This window comes from Streptomyces sp. NPDC002888 (genome assembly GCF_042888465.1).
Classification (GTDB): domain Bacteria; phylum Actinomycetota; class Actinomycetes; order Streptomycetales; family Streptomycetaceae; genus Streptomyces.
In genome coordinates this window covers 66,020-85,608 of the sequence record NZ_JBIAPU010000009.1, presented here as the reverse complement: position 1 = coordinate 85,608, position 19,589 = coordinate 66,020, and the positions used below count along the sequence as shown (strand labels likewise).

Here is a 19,589-nt window from a genome sequence, read left to right as displayed (position 1 = left end):
ATCCACCCCTGCCGCGCCTCAGCTCCAGAAGCCGAGCTGCTCGTCCACCCCTATGTCCGCCATGCCGAACAGGACGTCCTCCGCGTCAGGCCGACCCACATCGGCGACCGCCTGCCCGCCCGAGTCCGGCGGCTCCGGGGCCGGGGACACCGACCGGGTGAGTGGACTCGTACCGGGCCCGTGCCGACGGCCCCGGCCGGGGGCCGGGCTCAGCTCGGCGTGGACGTACCGCGTGCCCTGCTCCGCCGCCTTCGCCATCTCGCGGTAGATCGCCAGGATCTCGTCCTTCGTACGCTGGAACAGCTCAGGCTTCTTGTTGCGGAATGCCCGGAAGCTGTCCAGCACGAGGGCGGCCTCTCCCTCGGACACGCCGTACAGGTGGAAGTACGCGGCGTCCAGCTCCGCCTGCATCAGGAAACGGCGCTCCTCGTCCCAGACAAAGGGGGCACCTTCATCGCCCAAGTGGCTGGCGAAGGGGGACAGTTCGTGGGAGGTGTAGGTGAGTTCGAGGACTCGGTCGCGGATCCAGGAGGCGGGGGACTCGTTCGCAAGCCAGGGGGCCGCGCGCGTGTATGCGTCGGGTTCAAGGACGGGCAACTGCTCTACTACGAAGTACGAAAGCGATGCACCAGAGTGCTTTTGCCGCGCGGTGAAATCAAGCACAAAGCTAGTCAGGTTGGCCAGCAAGAGATCAGGGGACTGTTGGGGGAACATCAGGGGAAGCTTGTCTCCGGCCGCCACGCGGGGCACCGGAGTAACGATCACAGTTCGCTGGTCCGAGGCCCTGCTGACATTTCGCCTTCCCAGGTACCAGGCATGGGGCCATGTACGCCCTTCCTTAGCGATCTGACTCTCAACCTGCTCTTCCAGCACCCAGTACCGGGGCAGCGGCACCGCATAGGGATCCTCATGCGCCCCGGTGCCCAGCCGGGGTAGCGTCCCCTTGTTCTTCTGCGCCTGCGTCGCGTTCTCGTACGTCGCGAAGCGCGAGTCGTAGTGGTGGACGAACTTGCCCTCGTAAAGGGGCAGGGCACGCTCGTCCTCGCGCACGAACGTAGTGCCCGCGCGAGTCCAGCCGTCGTTAAGCAGAGTCTCGTCCGTCAGGAACCGCTTCGAGTCGCTGGCCATGTCGAACATACGCATGAACCGCAACCCCCAAGCATTCCGTTCACCCCCCATCCCCTTGTCCGCCCACAGCACCGGCACCCGCTCATGAATCCCCCGCAGCACGCTCAGGTGCTCCGGGCTCTCGCACACAGGTGAGGTCCGCGTGTTGGGGTTGATGTCGCGGAAGCCCTGCGCGTCCAGTTCGAAGGTGCGGGCGTCCAACTGATCCGGCCTGCGGGCCCGGAACGCGAGCCGCGCTCGCTCGTGGCGCCCGTCCGGTCCGCAGACGGTGAACAGGCAGAAGCGGTACTGGTTGTGGACGTCGGGAAAGACCTTCTCCTCGTTCTCCATGTCCAACACCGTCACCAGCTGCCGCCGCTCCACCAGATCCCCGAAGAACCGCGACGTCGTCATGTCCGTCGCGATCCCCGTCGGCAGCACAAGCCCCGACATGCCCTTCGGGGCGAGCAGCATCCGGGCGCGCTCGGCGAACACCGCGTACGTGTTGACGTCGCCGTGTCCGGTGAGCGGGAAGATGCCGGAGTTGCGGAGCATCAGCGTCGTACCTGCCGCCTCGCGCAGCGCCACCTGGAAGTCGTCGTAGTGCTCGCGGTCGACGGCGTCCTCGCTCTCCTGAAGCGCCGCGATGAGCTTCTTGCGCTCGTGGGCGTTGAGCGCGTCAGCGACGGTCTCGTCACGGGAGGCGAACCACTCCTTCTCCTGGATCTTGACGCGCTCCCAGGGCGGGTTGCCGAGGATGCAGTCGAAGCCGCCCTGCCAGCCGGTGTCCGGGTTGTGGTCGTCGTCTTCGTCGTTCTCGACGCGGAAGACGCGCGGGAACTCCAGGTGCCAGTGGAAGAACTGATTGCGGGAGGCGATGTTCTGGAGGGTCTCGGTCTCCTCTTCGTCCAGGGTGCCGCCGTCTGCCAGGTACAGCAGGGTGGTGCTCGTGATCGCCGAGGGAGCGCCCTCGTACTTGGGCCATAGGAAAGCCGCGCACCAGGCGTCCGCGACGCGCTGATGGCGTTGGCGCTCCTCGGACTCCCGTACGAACTCCTCGTAGCGGCGGGCCTGTTCACGCACCTGGGACAGACTGCGATCCGGCAGCTTGGCCAGTTCTTCGGCCTCCTGACGGAGTTCGGCCGTCCCGACCCGTAGCGGGCTGCGCCCCAGGGCTGTCTGGATTCCGTCGCCGCCCGCACGCTCCTTCTTGTTGGTCGCCTTGAGCCGCGTGAGGATCTTGCCGTCGTCGCCCGCGAGCTTCTTGAACGCGCCGTCCGGGATCGCCTCCGCGACAAGCTTCGGCGTCGTACCGAGCAGGGCGTTGCCCACTTTGACGCGGTCGTCGAGGAAGGCGAGGGGCCGGCCAGGCTCCAGGGACTCCAGCCACAGGGAGACCTTGGCGATCTCCACCGCCATCGGGTTGATGTCCACGCCGTGCACACAGTGGCGTACGACCTCGGCGAGCGCGGCTCGCACCTGCTCCGGGGCCGGTTCGGGGTCCCCGGTGTCGAGCTGGGCGTAGCGGAGGGCGACGCGGCGCGCGGCGGCGACCAGGACGTGGCCCGAACCGCAGGCGGGATCGATGAACCTCAGGTCGAGGAGACGGCGTGGGTCCGTCGTCGCGAAGCCATCTATGACCGGGTCGAGTGCCTCGTCCAGAAGTTTTTCGATGACGCTTACGGGCGTGTAGTAGGCGCCGGTCGTCTTGCGCTTGTTGCCGGCGAGGGTCTGGAGCCAGAACCGTTCCGGCTGGGCGCTGCGCCGGGGCCGCAGTTCCAGCAGCGACTCGTAGACGCTGCCGAGCTCGTCGGCGCCGAGGTGACGGTAGTCGACACGCTGCCAGCGGCGGTTCGTGTCCTGGACCTGGCACAGCAGCCGTACGGCCTCCAGGAGGCGGTCGTTGGGCAGCCTGGCGGTACGCAGCGGTTCGGCCGAGCCGAGCCGGGTGGCGGCGACGTCGTCATCGTCCCGGACGTCCCGGAAGTACAGGCCGCCGAGTTCGGGCAGGGCGAGAGCGGGTGCCCCGCGGTCAGTGCCGAGGGCGTCGAGCACTCTGCACAGGGTGGGCCACAGGTCGGTGTTGCGGTCTCCGGGGCGGCGGAAGGCAATACGGCGCAGGCGTCTGGTGGAGAAGTAGGCCATGTACCGCTTACGGGCGCGCGCCACCTCCTCGGACTCTTCTGGGTCGAGGAGAATGCCTCGGTCCTCGGCTACGAACAGGAAGATCAACTGGTAGGCGAGGCGCAGCAGTTCGTGGTGGAACTCCTCCAGAGTCTCCTGGCCGCCGCGTGCGACGGCGTCCCGCAGATGCTCGTTGGTGTCCAGGAAGCCGGTGCCGAGCACGCCGAGGGCGTCGGCGACCTGGTCACGGAGGTGGTCGCGGGCGCGCAGGCCGGTCTCGACGGAGTGGGTGCGCAGCCACTCGATGCGGCAGTCGGCCGGGGTGAGGGCGGGGGCGTCGGGGTCCCCGGTCTCGTCGAGCGTCGGTTGCGCGACGCCGCCGACCGCGTCGCCACGGGAGTCGTACTCGCCCTCGCCCTCGTCCTCCTCGTTGTCTCCTTCATCGCCCTCGGACGTCTCCGCCGACTCCGGTTCTTCGGCGGTGTCGCCGTCCGGTTCCTCTCCCCCGTCCCCGACGGCTCGCCCACGACCGCGCTTGCGCGGCTTGGCCACCAGCTCGAAACGGGAGGCGTGCAGCAGGGAGTACAGGAGGACGAAGTCGGCGTACTGGTCGTTGTCGAAGATCGCTTCGAGGTCGAACTCCAGATATGCGGAGCCGACCAGGGAGGTGGAGTCCCGCAGGACGCGCAGGAGTTGGCCGTTGGAGAGAATGCCCCAGAGGTGGCCGGGCGAGACGTTGAGGAGTTCCTGGAGGACAGACTGCGGGGCGCGTCGGTTGCCCACCTTCCGGTCGAGCGGCTTGTCCCAGGCCAGCAGGTGCACCGGAAGGTGGTCCTGCCAGCGGTGGCTCGTGTGCAGCCGCTCGCCCCGGCCCGGGTGCTCGACGGTGACGCCGTCGGCGGCCAGCGGCCCGTAGCCGAGTTCCGTGAACAGACGCAGCAGCCACGCCCTGCGGGTGAGCGTGGTCGCGGACTTCTCTCCGGGCAGCCGGTCGAGGTCGTCGCGGAAGGCCCGGTAGGCGCCGGTGAGCGCCGTCCAGGCGCGGCCCGCCGCGTCGCCGATGCGTTCGCCGCGGTACAGGCCGTAGTCGGCGGGGGCGCAGCCGGGCAGCTCGCGGTCCCCCGCGGTGACCCGGGCGAGCAGATCAGCCGTGAAGAGCCGGCCCTCGACCCGAACGGCGGACGTGGATACGGAGAGGACGGCGGCCCGCGGGTCGGGCAGTACGGCGGTCAACGGCGGACTCCGGCGGGTACGAAGGCGTAGACGCCGAGCTCGTCGGGCGGCCCGGCAGGGGTGACTGTGATACGGCGGGCCGCGGCGGCACCGAGCGCACGACCACGCTCGCCTGCGGCCTCGCGCACCCGCAGATGCGCGGTGGTGAGCTGCGCGGCAAGCTGATCCCCGTAGGCGTGCAGATAGTCGCGCACCTCGGGAAGCCTCAGCTCGCCGAGGGCACGGCTGACGGCGCGCACGCGTTGCTCGGTGATGACGCTGCCCTTGGGTTCGGCAGCGAGGAGACGGGCGGTCTCCTCATCGGTGAGCCATTCGATACCGCCGTCGTCGTCAGGGCGCCAGCCCAGCACACGGGCGTCCTCGGCGACCAGTTCCTTGGACTCGCCACTGCTTTTGAGGGGCAGTTTGAGCTGGAGGCGGTAGCGGGCCAGCAGGAGCACGGTGTAGGTGTCGACGGATTCCGTTCGGATCACGCCGAGACGGCGGGCGGGCCGGTCCTCGGTCGATACGGCGGGGTCGAGTGCTGAGTCAAGGACGTAGCGGGCGATGGCGCGAACCGCGGGGTCGGTGCGTACCAGCGCGTGCTCGTTCGGCGGAACGGGCAGGTCCCGGTGGAAGACCAGGTCGCGGGGGCCGGACGCGGAACCTGCGGTCTTCTTCAGGGACTTGGTACTCCGAGGGGCCTTCGCCGTCGTTCGGCGCGCGGTCCTTCCAGTGCCGGCGGCAGCCGCCGCCTGGTCCTCGGTCTCGTACACGCCGAGCGAATGGCGCAGGCCGGCAGGGAGCGGGCCGGGCTGGGCGGCGAAGCCCGGAGCATGCGGGAGACTCCGTACCGGGGCGCGCAGCGCGGCGAGGGACTCCCGGGTGAACTCGACGATGTCGCCGGGTACGCCGAGGACTTGCCGCAGCGCGGTCAGCTCGTCCTCGACGTCCTGCGGCCGCATACCCGAGTGGGAGAACTTGGTCGGAATCCGTGACTCCCGTTCCGCGGCGCTCTCCCATTCGCGGTGCAGCGCGTCGCGAGCCGCCCCGATCTGTTCGTCCGCCCCGAAGTCGAAGGACATCTGGCCAGCAGCCGCCGCTTCGGGCCGACCGCGCAGGAGCAGGCTGTTGGTGAGCGCCTCCAGGACGCGCTCACCCGCCTTGGGCACGGGCAGGGCGACACCGGTCTGCTGAGCGATGTCGCGGTGTTTGCGGATCAGGACGTCCAGGACGAGTCCATCGATACCGGTGTCGGTCTCGTAGAGCGTGACGGCCATGACACGTTCGCTGCGCTGGCCGAACCGGTCGACCCGGCCCTCGCGCTGCTCGTGGCGGGTCGGGTTCCACGACAGGTCGTAGTGGAGGACGGCGCTGAAGCGTTCCTGGAGGTTGACGCCCTCGGACAGGCAGTCGGTGGCCACCAGGACCTGACGTCCGGGCCGTACGGTGAGCTCCGCGACGCGTGCCTCTCGCGCCTCGGGGGGCAGGTTGCCGGTGATCGCCTCGACGTGGGCCCGGCCACCGAGAGCATCGTGGAGGTGGGTACGGACGTAGTCGGCGGTGGGAATGTAACGGCAGAACACGATGGGATCGTGGCCGTCGGCGATGAGTGCCTTGACCTCGTCGATCAGCAGGCGCAGCTTCGCGTCGTGCTCGGGGCCCGCGAGTTCGGCGGCACGCTGGGCGAACTCCTTCAGTCGGCGGTCCGCCTTGCGAGGACGGGTGGCCTCCTCGGACGCCCCCGTGCTCGCCGCATCCTCGGTCTTCGCGTCCGTGACGGGCGGTTCCCCTCCATCGAGGAGTGTGCCAGGAACGGCGTCCAGGCCCTCCGACGCCTCCGCGTCCGGGGCTTCCAGGACCGCGTCGCGGCCGATGCGGTCGGCCTCCTGAGGGGTGCGTGCGGCGCCGACCGCGGAGCGGGTGGTCAGGGTCGCCCGGCCCGCCGCCGGGGAGGACAGCACACAGCGCAACAGCGCGAGGACGGACCACCAGCTCATGCGCTGGCGCAGCTCGCCGTCGGGCCGGCGGATCTGCTCACGGGCGTACGTGATCACGTCGGAGACGAACTCGGCGTACGAGGAATCGAGCCGGTACGGAACCTCCCGCAGCATGCGATCGGCCGGGAAGGGAGTGTCCTCGTCGAAAAAGTGGCGGATGTCGCGGCGGCGGCGCTGCACCAGGTGACGGGCGATCCGGTCGCGGTGCGCGGGTACCGTCGGATCCAGCTGGGCGAGGCTCTCATCGAGCAGGCCAGTGAGTTTGGCGAAGGCGTCGCGGTCTCCGCTGTGCGGGGTCGCGGTGATCAGGATCAGATGGCGGTCACGATCGGCAGCCAGGTCCTTCAGCAGCTCGTAGCGCTGCTGGCGGCCCGCACCGGCTCCGATGCAGGTGTGCGCCTCGTCCACGATCAGCAGGTCCGGGCAGGTGCGCAGGAAGGCGTCGCGGCGATCGCGTTGCTTGATGAAGTCCGTGGACACGACGGTGTACGGATACCGGTCGAAGATCGTCTGATCGGTCTCGATGATCGACCGCTCCAGCTTGCCGGCCGTGGAAGGCAGCACGAGTTCAGCATCGAGGCTGAACTTGTCGTGCAGCTCCCGCTGCCACTGCTCGGCCAGCGCCGGGGAGCACAGCACGGCCATCTTCGTCGCGGAGCCCTGTTCGATGAGTTCCTTGGCGATCAGCGATGCCTCGACGGTCTTGCCGATCCCGACATCGTCTCCGATCAACAGCCGTACGGTGTCCATACGCAGAGCGGCCATCAGCGGCACCAGCTGGTACTGACGTGGCTGAACGGCGATTCCGGACAGGCAGCGGAACGGGCCCGCACCGCTGGACGCCGATACCCGAAGGGCCGTACGCAGCAAGGACGCGGAGGCGAAGTCGCCGATGTCGTCGCTGTCGACAGCCTGGGGCCGACCCGTTCCGTCATCCTTGACCAGCAGCTCAGGGGCGGAGAAGTGCGGGTCGCCGGTCTCTTCGGGGAACAGCAGGGTGTCGAATTCGCTGTCGCCGTCGAGTGGGCGGGCCAGCACGAAGTCCGCCGTGGTACCGGGCAGCACCACCCAGTCCCGGTTGCGAGCGCGGACCAGTGCACCGGGCGTGTAGAGGTTGGTCATCGCGGCGCCCGTCCCGGGCCGAAGACGTTCGGATACGCGCGCACGGTACTGTGCCACTCCTCTTCGCTTTCGTCGCTCATCTCGATCACGAGCCAGCCACGGTTCTCCAGCCAGGTTCTGGCCTTGGTGTCGCGCGACTCGTCGGGGACGCCGTTGCCGGGCAGGTCCAGGAAGACCGCGACGTCGGCGTCGGGTAGACGGTAGACGAAATCGGGCACGGCCCGTGCCGAAGCCGTCTCCTCGCCGGTCTCGTCCGGCAGCCGGTAGCCGTGGCCGCGCAGCCACTCCACGAATCCACCGCCGCTGTCGTGCGACGAACGCAGCGCCAGTGCTGCCGCGTGCTCGACGGGGCTCGCCGCCTGCGGCTGGTCCCTGACCGCCCGGCACTGAGCGAGTTCTTTCAGCACCTCGACGGCCGTCTGCCTACGGATCATGGGATGGAAGAGCTGGTTGTGGTAGGTGAGCAGGCAGTCGTAGCAGCCGAACTCACAGGTTTCGCGGGCTCCCCTGGCGTGCTTCCGGTCGTGCCACTGCCCGTCCTCCCACTCGTGATGAATGATTTCCAGGGCTTTGGCGGCGACCTTGGCGATCGTCTCGTGGTCATCGTGCAGCAGCCTCAGCACTCCGGCGCCGCCCTCCGCGCCCTCGACGAACAGCATGCGGGCCCGGTCCTCGGGATCGGGCAAGTCCTCGCTGTGCAGCTCGGCGTCCTCCAACTGGAAGTGCGCTTCGATGCCGCGCTCCAGGGCGTAGCGGAGCGTCACACGCGTGTAGTGGTCGACCGGGGTGGACAGCCGCAGTACGGCGATGTTCTTGCTGTCCTCGGCGTAGGGCACGACCTTCTCGGTCCGTGTAGTGAGCCGGAAGGTGCCGAGCGCCTCCTGCTCCGCCGAGGTCTCGGCGCGCTCGGCGGCCTTGGTGTCGCTCAGCCAGCGCCCCGAGACGGGGTCGAGCCAGAAGCCCTCGTCGCCAGGGGGGCGACGGGTCCGCCGTCCCAGGTTGATGACCTGCACCGCCGCGTCGCCATAGGTGAGTTCGGCGATCGCGCGCTCGGCGTCCGCGGTGCCGGGAAGGCAGAACCGGGCCGTGAGTTTGCCATGGTGGAAGCGGTAGGCGGTCTTCAGGTGGAAAGGCTCCCGCAGGCGCTCCTCCTCGTCGGAGGAGATACGGCGTCGGGGTTCCGCGTACACGGTGGTCAGCTGCATCAACCGGCGCAGGACCGGTACGAGGCGGGCCCCGCAGCCGAGGCAGTCGTCACGCTTTTCCCGGGTGTCGTGCCAGTAGCCGCAGTCGCCGCACACCTTGGCGTCCACCGTGGCGATCCGGCCAGGGGTCTCCCCCATCGGGACCTGAACGTTGGAGACGGTGTAACGGCGGCCCTCGTGGTAGATCAGTGCTCCAGGACCGAATTCGCCGATGGCGATGAACCGCGGCCGCTGAATGTAGGCACCGCGCTTCTGACCATACTTGCTCTCGCCGGGCTCTCCGGGAACGTACGCGGCAAGCGGCAGCCTCGGGAACGAGTAGCCGGGCAGGAACCCCTCGGAAGCGAAGTAGCGGTAGGTGTAGAAGTCGGAGCGGGCGCCCTCGTTGTCATCCGAGTCGTTGCGCAGCAGGTCGAGCTGCTGCTCGGCCTGAATACGGCGGGACCTCGCCTGCCTGCGGTCCCGGGCGCCGATCGAGGAGTCGTTGGCGAGGCGGTCCTGCTCGTCGCGTTCGTCGTGCGCGTTGCGGTACAGCCGACGCCAGCGGTCGCAGGCCCGGTCGAAGGTGCGCAGCGCGTCTCGTACCTGGTCCTCGATCCAGCCGTCATACCACCAGGCCGTGTCGGCGAGATCCCCCTGCAGCGGGGCGAGGATCCGTACGCAGCGTGCAATGGCGTTGCGGCGGTAGGCGTCGGTCTCCAGGGTCTTGCGCAGTTCCTTGTCGAGCGGCAGCGGAAGAGGGCCGCTCGCCGCGCTCGCGGGCGCGGCGACATCGAGTACCTCCGTCATACGGTGCCCCAGGCTCGCTCCCGTCTCGGCCAGCCACACCGCCTGTACATGGGAACGCAGCAGATCCTCGTTGGTGAGGTCGATACGCGGAGGCACCACACTGCCGGACACCATGAGTTCAGGACGGCGGAAGTAGTACTGGTCGTGGGCGCTACCCGTCGAACAATACGTCGTCACCAGGGCCGGCTGACCCGACCGTCCTGCACGGCCCGAGCGCTGCGCGTAGTTGGCTGGGGTCGGCGGGACGTTGCGCATGGTGACCGCGTTGAGTTCCGCGATGTCGACGCCCAACTCCATGGTGGGTGAGCAGAACAGCAGCGGAAGATCGCCGTCCCGGAAGCCCCGCTCACGCTCCCGTCTCATCTCCGAGTCCACCTGAGCGGTGTGCTCCCTGGCCTCCAGCCCTCGCAGTTCGTCGGCCGCGTCCCGGTACAGGTCCCGGAAGAACGGATTCACCCGGGCTCCGGCGCCAGAGTCGAACGTCTTGCGTACGAGGTCCGGTTCGCCGGTCTCGCCGTCACCGGGCAGCCAGATCAAGGAGGAGACCTTGAGCTGGTGGCCGAGGCTGCCGCCGGACCGCTCGTCCACGACCTGAAGCAGACCGGCGGTGCGCAGTGCCCGGAGGAGGTCGCCGATGATGACATCGGCGTCAGCCTCACCGAGACGTTTGCCCGCTAGCTGCGGCAGTGCTCCGAACTCTCCCGGCCTGCGCAGATAGCGGCCGTAACCACCGCGGGCGCTGAAGTACACGGTGTCCGCTGTCGAGGAGCGCTTCGGCCGCGGCCCGGCGTACGCGATTCGGGCAGGTGTGCGCGGATCCGTGTCCGGCACGGCCCAGATACCGGCGAGGTGTTCCTTGCTGAGAGCGACCAGTTGCTCGTGTCCCAGCTGGGTCAGCCACTTCTCGTTGACGGCGAGAGCCCGGCGCAGTTCATCGAGCAGGGTGCGCGCGATCTCCTGCCGATGAGCGGGGTCGTCGTTCTCCAGAGCCCAGTGGGTGCCGCGCCAAAGGTCGGCGTCGGCGGCGATGTCGGCGAGCGAGGTGTAGTCGAAGCGCAGCAGGCCGGTCTGGGAGAGGTTGGGCATGGTCAGCCGCCAGCCGCGCTCCAGGTCCGCGTAGATGCGGTAGGCCAGTGCGGAACGCAGGGCCGCCTGGGTGTCCTCCAGCGGCCCGTACTTGACCTGGGCGTTGCGGGCGTAGGCCGTCAGCGGCAGGTTCAGCGCCTCGGCGACGGCCTGAGGCAGCGCGTCGTGGCGCAGCCCCGCCGTACCCGCCTTGTCCAGGGCCCGGTACAGAGCGCCCCTGATCTGGGTGACCTGGACGAAGTCGTTGAAGTGGCCGGCCTGGAGACTGGCGTCCTGACGGTTATCGACGAACGTCAGCAGCTTCTGAGCACGCTTGCCGAGGTCGGCTTGGCCACGCAGTGACCGCACTACGCTCGCACTGACCAGGGACACTGCGGAACTGCGCCCTTCGGCCGAGAAGGTGGCGAGCTTGGCGAAGTCCCGGACGCGCAGCTGCTCGTATCCGACGCGGCAGCGGGGGCAGAAGCGGAACGGTGCCCTGATCCACCAGGCGCGCAGTCCGGTGCCGGGCTGCGCCCGCCGCCCGTCGGGGCTGATCCACACCTGTTCGGGAAGGTCGTCCTTGCGGGCTTTGACGACCGTGCGCTGTCCTTGGTCGTCCGTCTCGATCCAGCTTGCCGGAAGCCGGTCCAGGATCTCCTCGGGGTCGCTGGGCCAGGGACGTTCCTTGTCCACGTAGAGGTAGCCGTCACCTGCCTCGGCCGGGGCCTCGGGGTCCTTGCGTGCGAAGTAGCGCTCCTGCCGCCCGTCGTGGGTCACGGCCAGGTAGTCGTGTCCGCATTCACGGCAGAAGTGGAGCGGGACCAGCGGCCGATCCCGGTGTCCGGGTACCCGCAGCTGGTACTGACTCGTGAGATGGCGAGGGGCGGCGGGTGCCTCAAGGCTGGCGTAGACCGTGTCGCCCTTGGAGAGGAACTGGTGGAGCCTAAACGCGAACAGGGGGCGGCGGGTGCCGGAATCCTTCACCCGTGCGCCGGCCTCCAGCATCGCCTTGATCGCTTCCCTGCAGTCGGCCTCCGACACGGTCTGTTCGCCGCACGCCCGGCGCAGGTCGACGGCAGCCCGCGGAATCGTGGTGGGACTGCGGCGGCGGAAGCGCCGCGGGTCTCCGTCCGTGGGGCCCGGCTCCAGTTCAAGGCCGAAGGCATGCTCGACCCAGACAGCGAGCGGATCACGGCTGAGGACCTGATACGAGGACGGCAGGGCATCGGGACCGGAGACCGCACGGCGCACAGCGGCGGTGAGGGCGACTGCATGTTCCTCGGGCGCGAGTGGCCGGCCGGGATCAGTGGCCCTCTCAAGCGTCTCTCCGATCACCCGGTCCGGATCGACGGGGGTGCCGAAGAGCCGTGTGGCGACCTCGGCCACCGTTTCTTGGGCCTCGGCGAACGTCTCCGTCGTGGCCATGGTCGCGGACGTCCCGACGCAACGCAGATCCGTCGCCTCGCACGCCTCCCTGAGCCTACGCACCAGGATGCCCACGTCAGCTCCCTGGCGGCCGCGATAGGTATGCAGCTCGTCCAGGACGAGGAAGCGCAGGCCCTTCGCCGCCTTGATCAGCTCCTTGCGCTCATCGGGACGGGTGAGGAGGTACTCCAGCATCATGTAGTTCGTGAGCAGGATGTCCGGCTTGCTGTTGAGTACGGACTCCTTCTCCTTGCGCTTCTCCTGCCCTGTGTAGCGGGCGAAGGTGACGCGGCGGTCCTCGGAAGCCACCCCGTTCTCGAGATAGTGCTTGAGCTCGTCCATCTGGCTGTTGGCCAGGGCATTCATCGGATACACGATGATCGCGGAGATGCCGTCGGGGTTCGGGTTCTCAAGGACCTCGTTCACGATCGGAATCAGGTAACAGAGGCTCTTTCCAGACCCGGTTCCGGTGGTCAGGACGTACGAACTCTTCGACGCGGCGATCTCGATCGCCTGGCGCTGGTGGTAGTGCAGGGTAAGCGTGATGTCTTCGTCCGCGGCCGTATCACCCGCGCGGTTCTTGTTGCGGAAGTACTGCGCGCACAGCGGATGAAGGAGCCTGGTGTCATCGGATCCCGGTTCGGTCAGTTCCGCAACCGTTCCGCCCTTGCGGAATGTGGGATTGAGCGAAATCCATGGATCAGGCCACCTGGACTTTCTGTCCCGCTCCACCTTGAGGTGCTCACGAATGGCAGTATCCCTCACCCAGACCAGGGAGCGCGTGAACTCGTCGTAGTCCTCGATGAGCCGCTCATGCGCGCCGAACACATCCATGGCGTTGCCAATCCCCCTCATGCACGACTCGTATCTCGCGGTACCGCTGCTCTTGCGTCTGGCTGATCACAACCGCACAACCACCCACCCCTGAGCCCACCGAGCAACCCTACCCGCGAGATCACCGGTGACAGCAGGGGGCGCAGACCCTGGCTTGATCAGGATCCAGTGTGCGCGGGCGGCTGGCGACATTGCTGTCGGCTGCAGCAGCCAGGCCGCTTGAATCGAACACAGCAGTCCTTACTGCCTTGAGTTCGCCGGGACTGACCATGACCCCATCGGCAAGGAAGAAATCCAGACCAGACACGATCGCCGCGACGCACCCGCGAGACGTATCAGTACGGACGCCGTGTGCCGTGTGCGCCACTGCAGCGGGTGACACCCCCATTCCTCAGCAGCAACAAACGAACTATTCAGGCCACCGCGCCCGTAGCAGCAGCACGGCGGCCATTCCACCAAGTCCGATCAGGACCGGAAAGACGAAGTCGCCAGGCACCCCTGAACCTTCCCCTTGACCCAGGACACCTGGAGATTGGGACGTGAGCTTCCAGAGGAAGCAGGCCAGGTGGGAAGCAAGAGCAACCGCAGCAGGCGGTACACGGAGGGGTTCGAACGGAATGCGGTCGCGTTCGTGCGCTCGTCCGGGAAGCCCGTCACCGAGGTGGCCCGGGAGCTCAGGTCAGTGCCGAGGGACTGCGGAACTGGGTCAAGCAGGACACGATCGACCGTGGGCAGGGGGCGCCGGGAGAGCTGACGGCCGAGCGTGAAGTGCTGCGCCGGCTGCGGAGGCTGGCCGCCGAGCGCTTGACCGCAAGTTCAAGTCCTGCCGAGGAATCCTACCCGCGCGCCCTTCACAGCCCGCAGCCCCACCCAACAGCACCCCACCTCCGGCACATCCAGTGCACAACCGCCCGAGAGCTCCCCCGGCCAGGTTGTTTTCCCTGGTCAGGGCTCAAATGGCAGACGAGTCGGGCTGTACGCCGGGTTCTGTCACCCAGTCGCCTCGCGGCGGCCGGGGAGACGGCCATCCATCTAGGACCGGTGTTGCCACCGGCCTCGTGCGGTCTACCCGCGGACTCGGGCGGGCAGCCCTCGAACGTCCGCGCAGGAGCGCCTCGTATCCCTACAGGCACTCCCTTTTGACCTTGCTCCGGGTGGGGTTTACCTAGCTGCCCAGGTCGCCCTGGGCACTGGTGGTCTCTTACACCACCGTTTCACCCTTACCCGGCGCCGAAGCGCCGGGCGGTTTGTTTTCTGTGGCACTGTCCCGCGGGTCACCCCGGGTGGCCGTTAGCCATCACCCTGCCCTGTGGAGCCCGGACGTTCCTCGGGGAGTCCTCCGAGAGAGGATTCCACGCGGCCGTCCGCCCGGCTCGTCTGCCGTGTCGACCATGTTACCGGGCGGGAGGGGCGCTTCCTGCCGGGTCCGGCCGTCGCCAGGACCGAGCCTGCGAGGATCAGGCCGAAGGCTACGGCGATCCCTGCCGTCAGGGGCTCGTCCAGGAGCAGGGCGCCCGCCGCGACCGCTACCGCCGGGTTGACGTACGTGATGACCGTCGCCCGGGTCGGGCCCGCCTCCTTGATCAGCTCCAGGAAGGCGACGAAGGCGACCGCCGTGCAGATCACGCCCAGGCCGGCGAGGGCGGCAAGGACTTCGGCGGAAGGGAGTTCCGTGGGCCAGGTTGCTGCCGCCGCCGGGGCGTAGACCAGCGCCGCCAGGGCCAGGCAGGGGGCCGTGAGGTGGAGGGAGGGGACGTCCTTCAAGTGGCGAGCGGCGATCAGCGGGGCCGTCGCATACCCGAGCACCGTCAGGAAGACCTCGCCCAGGGAGCGGGCGTCGCCGCCGGTGAGGTGGGGGACGGTGAGGACGGCCACCCCTGCGAGGCCGAGGGCGAGGCCCGTCACGCGGCGTATGCCCAGGGTCTCCGTGTCGCCGAAGTAGCGGGCGAAGAGTACTCCGACGATGGGGACGCCCGCGATCAGCAGGCCCGCCGTGGAGCTGGAGAGGTGGCGTTCGGCGTCGGTGAGGGTGAACCAGGGGCCGATGATCTCGATGCACGCGAAGGCCAGCATGGGGCGCCAGTGGGCGCGGATCGTGCGGGGCAGGCCGGGCTGCCGGAGTGCGAAGGGGAGCAGGAGCACGGCCCCCAAGGCACATCGCGTGAACACCACCATGGACGGGGAGAGGTCCTCCACCGCCACTTTGATCATCAGGTAGGGGATGCCCCAGATCACGCCCATGAGGGAGAAGAGGAACCAGCCGCGTGCAGTCATGCGGGGAGTGTCGGCCGGGTCAACCGCCCGTGTCTTGAACGCTGTTGCGGTACGCCGCCGGTGTCACGCCCAGGACGCGGCGGAACCAGCGGGTCAGGTGTGCCTGGTCGGCGAAGCCCACCATGGTCGCCACCTCCGCCGGGCGCAGGCCGGACTCCAGGAGGCCGCGGGCCCGGTGGACCCGGTACTGGGCCAGCCATGCGTACGGCGGCACCCCCATCGTCGTACGGAAGGCACGCAGGAGCTGGTAGCGGGACAGGCCCAGGTCGGCGGCGAGGGCGGCGAGGGACGGTGGGGCGAGGAGTTCGTCGGCGAGGCGGTCGCGGACGGCGTGGGCGACGAGCGCGGCGCCGGGGACCGTGTCGCAACCCGCGCGGGCCGTGGAGTGGCGTCGGGCCAGTGCCGTGAGCAGCCACGGCAGGCGGGACTCCGCCTCCAGCGGGTCGGGGCAGGCGCTGAGCTCGGTGTGCGTCAGGCGTAGGGCGGCGGCCAGCTCGGGGTCGTCGAGGAGGGGGTCACGGAAGTGCGGGAGGCCGCTGCCGAGGGTGCCCTCGGTGAGGAGAGAGGGTTCCGCGTACAGGGCGCGGTACGCGTAGCCGTCGGTGGCGTTGGCGGGGCCGCCGGTGTGCATCTCGCCGGGGGCCAGTACGACGATGGAGCCCGGGCCCGTGTGGATACGGCCGCCGCGGTAGTCGATGAACTCGGAGCCGCCCACGCAGACGCCGATGGTGAACTCGTCGTGGGCGTGCGGGGCGTAGACGTGGTGGTCGAAGCAGGCGGTGAGCAGGTCGAGCGGGGGTCCGCAACGACCGAGCCGCGCCCTGGTCCACAGGGCCTGTTCCCGTGCGCTCACCTCACACCCCCTCCCGGCTCACAGGGGATCAGAGGAAGTCGCTCGTGTCCAGGTCGAAGGCGAAGGGGTCGGGGAGGTTGAGCGGCTTGCCGAAGGGGACGGTGCAGCGCTGGCGGTAGTCGTCTGGACCCGGATTGCTGAGAAGTGTGACCTCAGTGGTTTCGCGGTCGACGAGCAGGTAGAAGGGAATGCCGGCGCGGGCGTAGCAGCGGCGTTTGACTTCACGGTCTGCTTGGGGCTTGGTGGACGTCACCTCCAGCACCATGGCGACGCCCTGGCAGGGCATCCAGGGGTCGGCGCCCCGATAGAGCCGTAGTTCCCTGGGAGCGAACGTGCCGTCCGGAATCACGTGGTCCTTCGGGCACCCCTCCGCTTTCCCCAGCTTCAGCCCCTTGTGCCCGGCGAACTGCATCCTGGTTCGGGACCGCTGGAGCACCTGCTCCAGGATGAGCCCGATGTAGTCCTCGTGATCCCCGTCCGGCGGCGGTGTCACAACGATGTCCCCCTCGACAAGCTCCGCCCGGAAACCCTCCGGCGTGTCCAGGGCGAGAAAGCCGTCCAGCAGGATCTCTTCCTGTGTGAGCGGCTCATGGGCCATGGCAGTCATGTCACGCCCCTCCTTCGGTCGCTCGCCAGACTGGGACATCGGTGGATCACCTGTCCGTGGATCGGGAACCGTTCCCTCGATCGTGGCACACGATCACGGCGGCCGTCAGGCACCGAACCGCTCGCTTGACCCTGCTCGACGCGCTCGCGGATGCGGAGACCGATGATCCCCGGGTGACGGAAGCGGCCCGGGTCCTGGCCTCCCTCATCCCCCGGGAAATGCTCCCGGAGGGCGACATCGACCACGACCACGCCTTCCTGCGTGCCCTGTACGCGGACTTCGCCCCGGCGCAGGCGGAGGCGCTCCGTCTTGCGCTGCGGATGCTCATCGACGGAACGGAAGGAACGCCATGAGGGTCGCGTCCGTGCTCCTCCGGCATGAGCTGCGGCTGTTCACCGGCCTGGGGCGGATGAGCCACGAGCGGAGCGACGGTGAGCTGGATGTCGCCGTCGGCTCGCAGACCTCCCTCACTCTGGAGCCCGCCGAGCCGGTCACCCACCTCACCTTGCTCGGCCGGGCACGGCAGGTGAGCCTCGTCCGCCTTCACGCCGACGACGCCGACGACCTCGTACGGGCCCTGACCCATGCCCTCACGCGGGAGCGAAGCGGACCGTCGCAGCTGTCGGGTCGGCCCGGGTGAGGCGGACCGGGAGGCGCTCGCCCAGGGGGAGGGGGTCGCCGTCGATGCGGCCGATGACGGCCGGGGACTCCAGCTGGACCGTTCCGACGGTCGGTCGGCGTTCCTCCACGTCCACCACGCAGCCGTCGAAGATCTCGCCGACCCGGTCCCTGAGCAGGGCGGCCTCGACGATGTCGACGCAGGCGCGCTCGATGCCCGCCGCTCTGCGGCCGCCCTCGGCCATCTCGCCGGGGAGCGTGTCGAGGGCGGCGAGCACCCAGTCGGGTGGGGCGGGCCGGCTGCCTGCCGCCGCGAGGCAGATCTCGGTGGCGTAGCGGTCGGCGAGGCGGCGCAGGGGGGCGGTGCAGTGGGTGTACGGGGCGGCGACGGCGGCGTGTGTGGTGATGGCGGGGAGCCTGCCGTCGCGGAAGACCGTGTAGCCGGCGCCGCGCAGCAGGGTCGTGCACTCCTGGAGGAAGGCCGCGTGGTCGGGGCGGTGCGGGTCGAGGGAGCGGATCAGCTGGGCGTACGAGACGTGGTGCGGCCAGTCGATGCGCAGGGCGCGGGCGGTACGGCGTAGACGGCCGACGGCGCCGTCCGGGGCGGCGGGGAGGGTGCGCAGGACGCCGGTGCCGTAGGCCAGCATGAGGTCGGCGGCCGCCATGCCGGTGAGCAGGGAGATCTGGGCGTTCCAGCCCTCGACGGGGAGGGGGGCGCGGTAGGTGAGTTCGTACGTGTCGTCCCGCTCGACGATCTCCTGTTCCGGCACGTTCAGTGAGATGCCGCCCCGCTCCGTCTCCAGCCGCTCGCGCGCCTGGCCGAGCTCCTTGAGCAGCGCCAGCGGTTCCTCGGCCGTCTTGACGTCGATCTGTTTCTGTACGGCGGTGTAGTCGAGCCTGGTCCGGCTGCGGACGAGGGCCCGGCGGACATCGACGGCGAGCGTCCGGCCGTCCTCGTCGAGGTCGATCGTCCACAGCGCGGCCGGGCGGGGCAGGCCGGGGAGGAGACTCGCGGCGCCCTCGCTGAGCACGGGCGGGTGCAGCGGGGTCTTCTCGTCGGGGAAGTACAGGGTGGTCACCCGGCGGTGGGCCTCCGCGTCGAGTGCTCCGCCGGGTACGACGAAGGCGGCGACGTCGGCGATGGCGTACCGGACGCGGTAGCCGGTGCCCTGCCGGGCGAGGTACAGCGCCTGGTCGAGGTCGGTGGAATCAAGAGGTGGTCGCGTAGCGACTCGTGGGAAGGGTGGTGGCGGGCGACGGGTGGGAGGGTCGATGGTGAAGAAGGGGATGTCGGTGGCGTCGTAGGGCGGCGGGTCGGCGGACTGCGCCGCGCGGTCCGCCTCGGCCAGGACCTCCGTCGGGAAGTTCTCCGGCACACCTAGTCGGACACGCAGGGCGGTGAGGGCGGCCCGGAGGGGGTTTTCGGGGGCGCCGGTCACGCGGATGTGGCGGCGGGGCATGCAACGAGCGTAGGGCCGGGGTCGCGGGGCGGCACGCCGTACGCTGTCGCAGAGCTCAACCGAAGGAGATCCCCCGTGCTCGTCCTGCTGCCGCCCTCCGAAGGCAAGGCCTCGTCCGGTCGTGGCGCCCCGCTGAAGCTGGAGTCGCTGTCGCTGCCGGAGCTCACCGCCGCCCGTGAGACCGTGCTCGGCGAGCTCGTCGAACTGTGCGCCGGCGACGAGGACAAGGCCCGCGACGTGCTCGGGCTGAGCGAGGGGCTGCGCGGTGAGGTCGCGAAGAACACCGGGCTGCGCACGGCGGGGGCCCGGCCCGCCGGGGAGATCTACACCGGTGTGCTGTACGACGCCCTGGACCTGGCCTCGCTGGACACGGCCGCGAAGAGGCGCGCGGCCCGGTCCCTGCTGGTGTTCTCGGGGTTGTGGGGTGCGGTCCGGGTGACGGACCGGATTCCGTCGTACCGCTGCTCGATGGGGGTGAAGCTGCCGGGGCTCGGGGGACTGGGCGCGTACTGGCGTGCGCCGATGGCGGCGGCGCTTCCCGAGGTGGCCGGGGACGGGCTGGTGCTGGATCTGCGGTCGTCGGCGTACGCGGCGGCCTGGAAGCCGAAGGGGGAGGTCGCCGGGCGCACGGCGAGCGTGCGGGTGCTGCACGCGCCGACCCGGAAGGTGGTCAGCCACTTCAACAAGGCGACGAAGGGGCGGATCGTACGGAGCCTGCTGGCGGCCGGGATCGCGCCGAAGGGCCCGGCGGAGCTGGTGGAGGCGCTGCGCGAGCTCGGGTATGTGGTGGAGGCGCGGGAGCCGGCGCGGGCGGGGACGCCCTGGACGCTGGATGTGCTGGTGGACGAGGTGCACTGAGCCGATCAAATCGCGCATCCGGGGTCGATATTG

General features: G+C 69.3%; 9 protein-coding genes, 1 other RNA gene and 1 pseudogene. 3 read left to right on the top strand and 8 right to left on the bottom strand.

The window, feature by feature from the left end:
* Positions 1–18: 18 nt before the first annotated feature.
* From ACFYWX_RS16700 to ACFYWX_RS16670, 7 genes and pseudogenes are all read right to left on the bottom strand, one after another.
* Positions 19–4,464: an Eco57I restriction-modification methylase domain-containing protein gene (locus ACFYWX_RS16700; RefSeq protein ID WP_389424755.1), complete on the bottom strand. Its 4,446-nt coding sequence runs from the start codon at positions 4,462–4,464 to the stop codon at positions 19–21.
* Positions 4,461–7,565, bottom strand: coding sequence for a helicase-related protein (locus ACFYWX_RS16695; protein ID WP_389424754.1), 3,105 nt, complete (start codon positions 7,563–7,565; stop codon positions 4,461–4,463). Before ACFYWX_RS16695 ends, ACFYWX_RS16700 begins: the two co-directional genes overlap by 4 nt.
* Positions 7,562–12,907: a DEAD/DEAH box helicase gene (locus ACFYWX_RS16690; RefSeq protein WP_389424753.1), complete on the bottom strand. Its 5,346-nt coding sequence runs from the start codon at positions 12,905–12,907 to the stop codon at positions 7,562–7,564. Before ACFYWX_RS16690 ends, ACFYWX_RS16695 begins: the two co-directional genes overlap by 4 nt.
* A gap of 939 nt (positions 12,908–13,846) precedes the next feature.
* Positions 13,847–14,262, bottom strand: an RNA gene (gene rnpB, locus ACFYWX_RS16685) — RNase P RNA component class A.
* Between the two features lie 70 nt (positions 14,263–14,332).
* A pseudogene (locus ACFYWX_RS16680) lies at positions 14,333–15,160 on the bottom strand (DMT family transporter); the annotation flags it as partial.
* 19 nt (positions 15,161–15,179) lie between these two features.
* On the bottom strand, positions 15,180–16,013 hold the full coding sequence (locus tag ACFYWX_RS16675) for an AraC family transcriptional regulator (RefSeq protein WP_389424752.1): 834 nt from the start codon (positions 16,011–16,013) through the stop codon (positions 15,180–15,182).
* 28 nt (positions 16,014–16,041) lie between these two features.
* Entirely contained in the window at positions 16,042–16,620 is a 579-nt protein-coding gene (locus ACFYWX_RS16670; RefSeq protein WP_389424751.1) for a Uma2 family endonuclease, read from the bottom strand.
* 125 nt (positions 16,621–16,745) lie between these two features.
* Between ACFYWX_RS16670 and ACFYWX_RS16665 the strand changes: the two genes are divergently transcribed.
* Together ACFYWX_RS16665 and ACFYWX_RS16660 are read left to right on the top strand one after the other, a co-directional pair.
* Complete coding sequence (locus tag ACFYWX_RS16665) at positions 16,746–16,973, top strand: hypothetical protein (protein WP_389424750.1); 228 nt, start codon at positions 16,746–16,748, stop codon at positions 16,971–16,973.
* Positions 16,970–17,260, top strand: a complete 291-nt coding sequence (locus ACFYWX_RS16660) for a hypothetical protein (protein ID WP_389424749.1) — start codon at positions 16,970–16,972, stop codon at positions 17,258–17,260. The genes ACFYWX_RS16665 and ACFYWX_RS16660 overlap by 4 nt, the downstream gene beginning before the upstream one ends.
* Here the strand turns inward: ACFYWX_RS16660 and ACFYWX_RS16655 are convergent.
* A complete protein-coding gene (locus ACFYWX_RS16655; protein ID WP_389424748.1) occupies positions 17,211–18,698 on the bottom strand; it encodes an RNB domain-containing ribonuclease in 1,488 nt (495 codons plus the stop codon). The two genes, ACFYWX_RS16660 and ACFYWX_RS16655, sit on opposite strands and share 50 nt — an antisense overlap.
* A 75-nt stretch (positions 18,699–18,773) precedes the next feature.
* On the opposite strand from ACFYWX_RS16655, the gene yaaA reads away from it, so the two are divergent.
* Entirely contained in the window at positions 18,774–19,556 is a 783-nt protein-coding gene (gene yaaA, locus ACFYWX_RS16650; RefSeq protein ID WP_389424747.1) for a peroxide stress protein YaaA, read from the top strand.
* Positions 19,557–19,589: the final 33 nt, after the last annotated feature.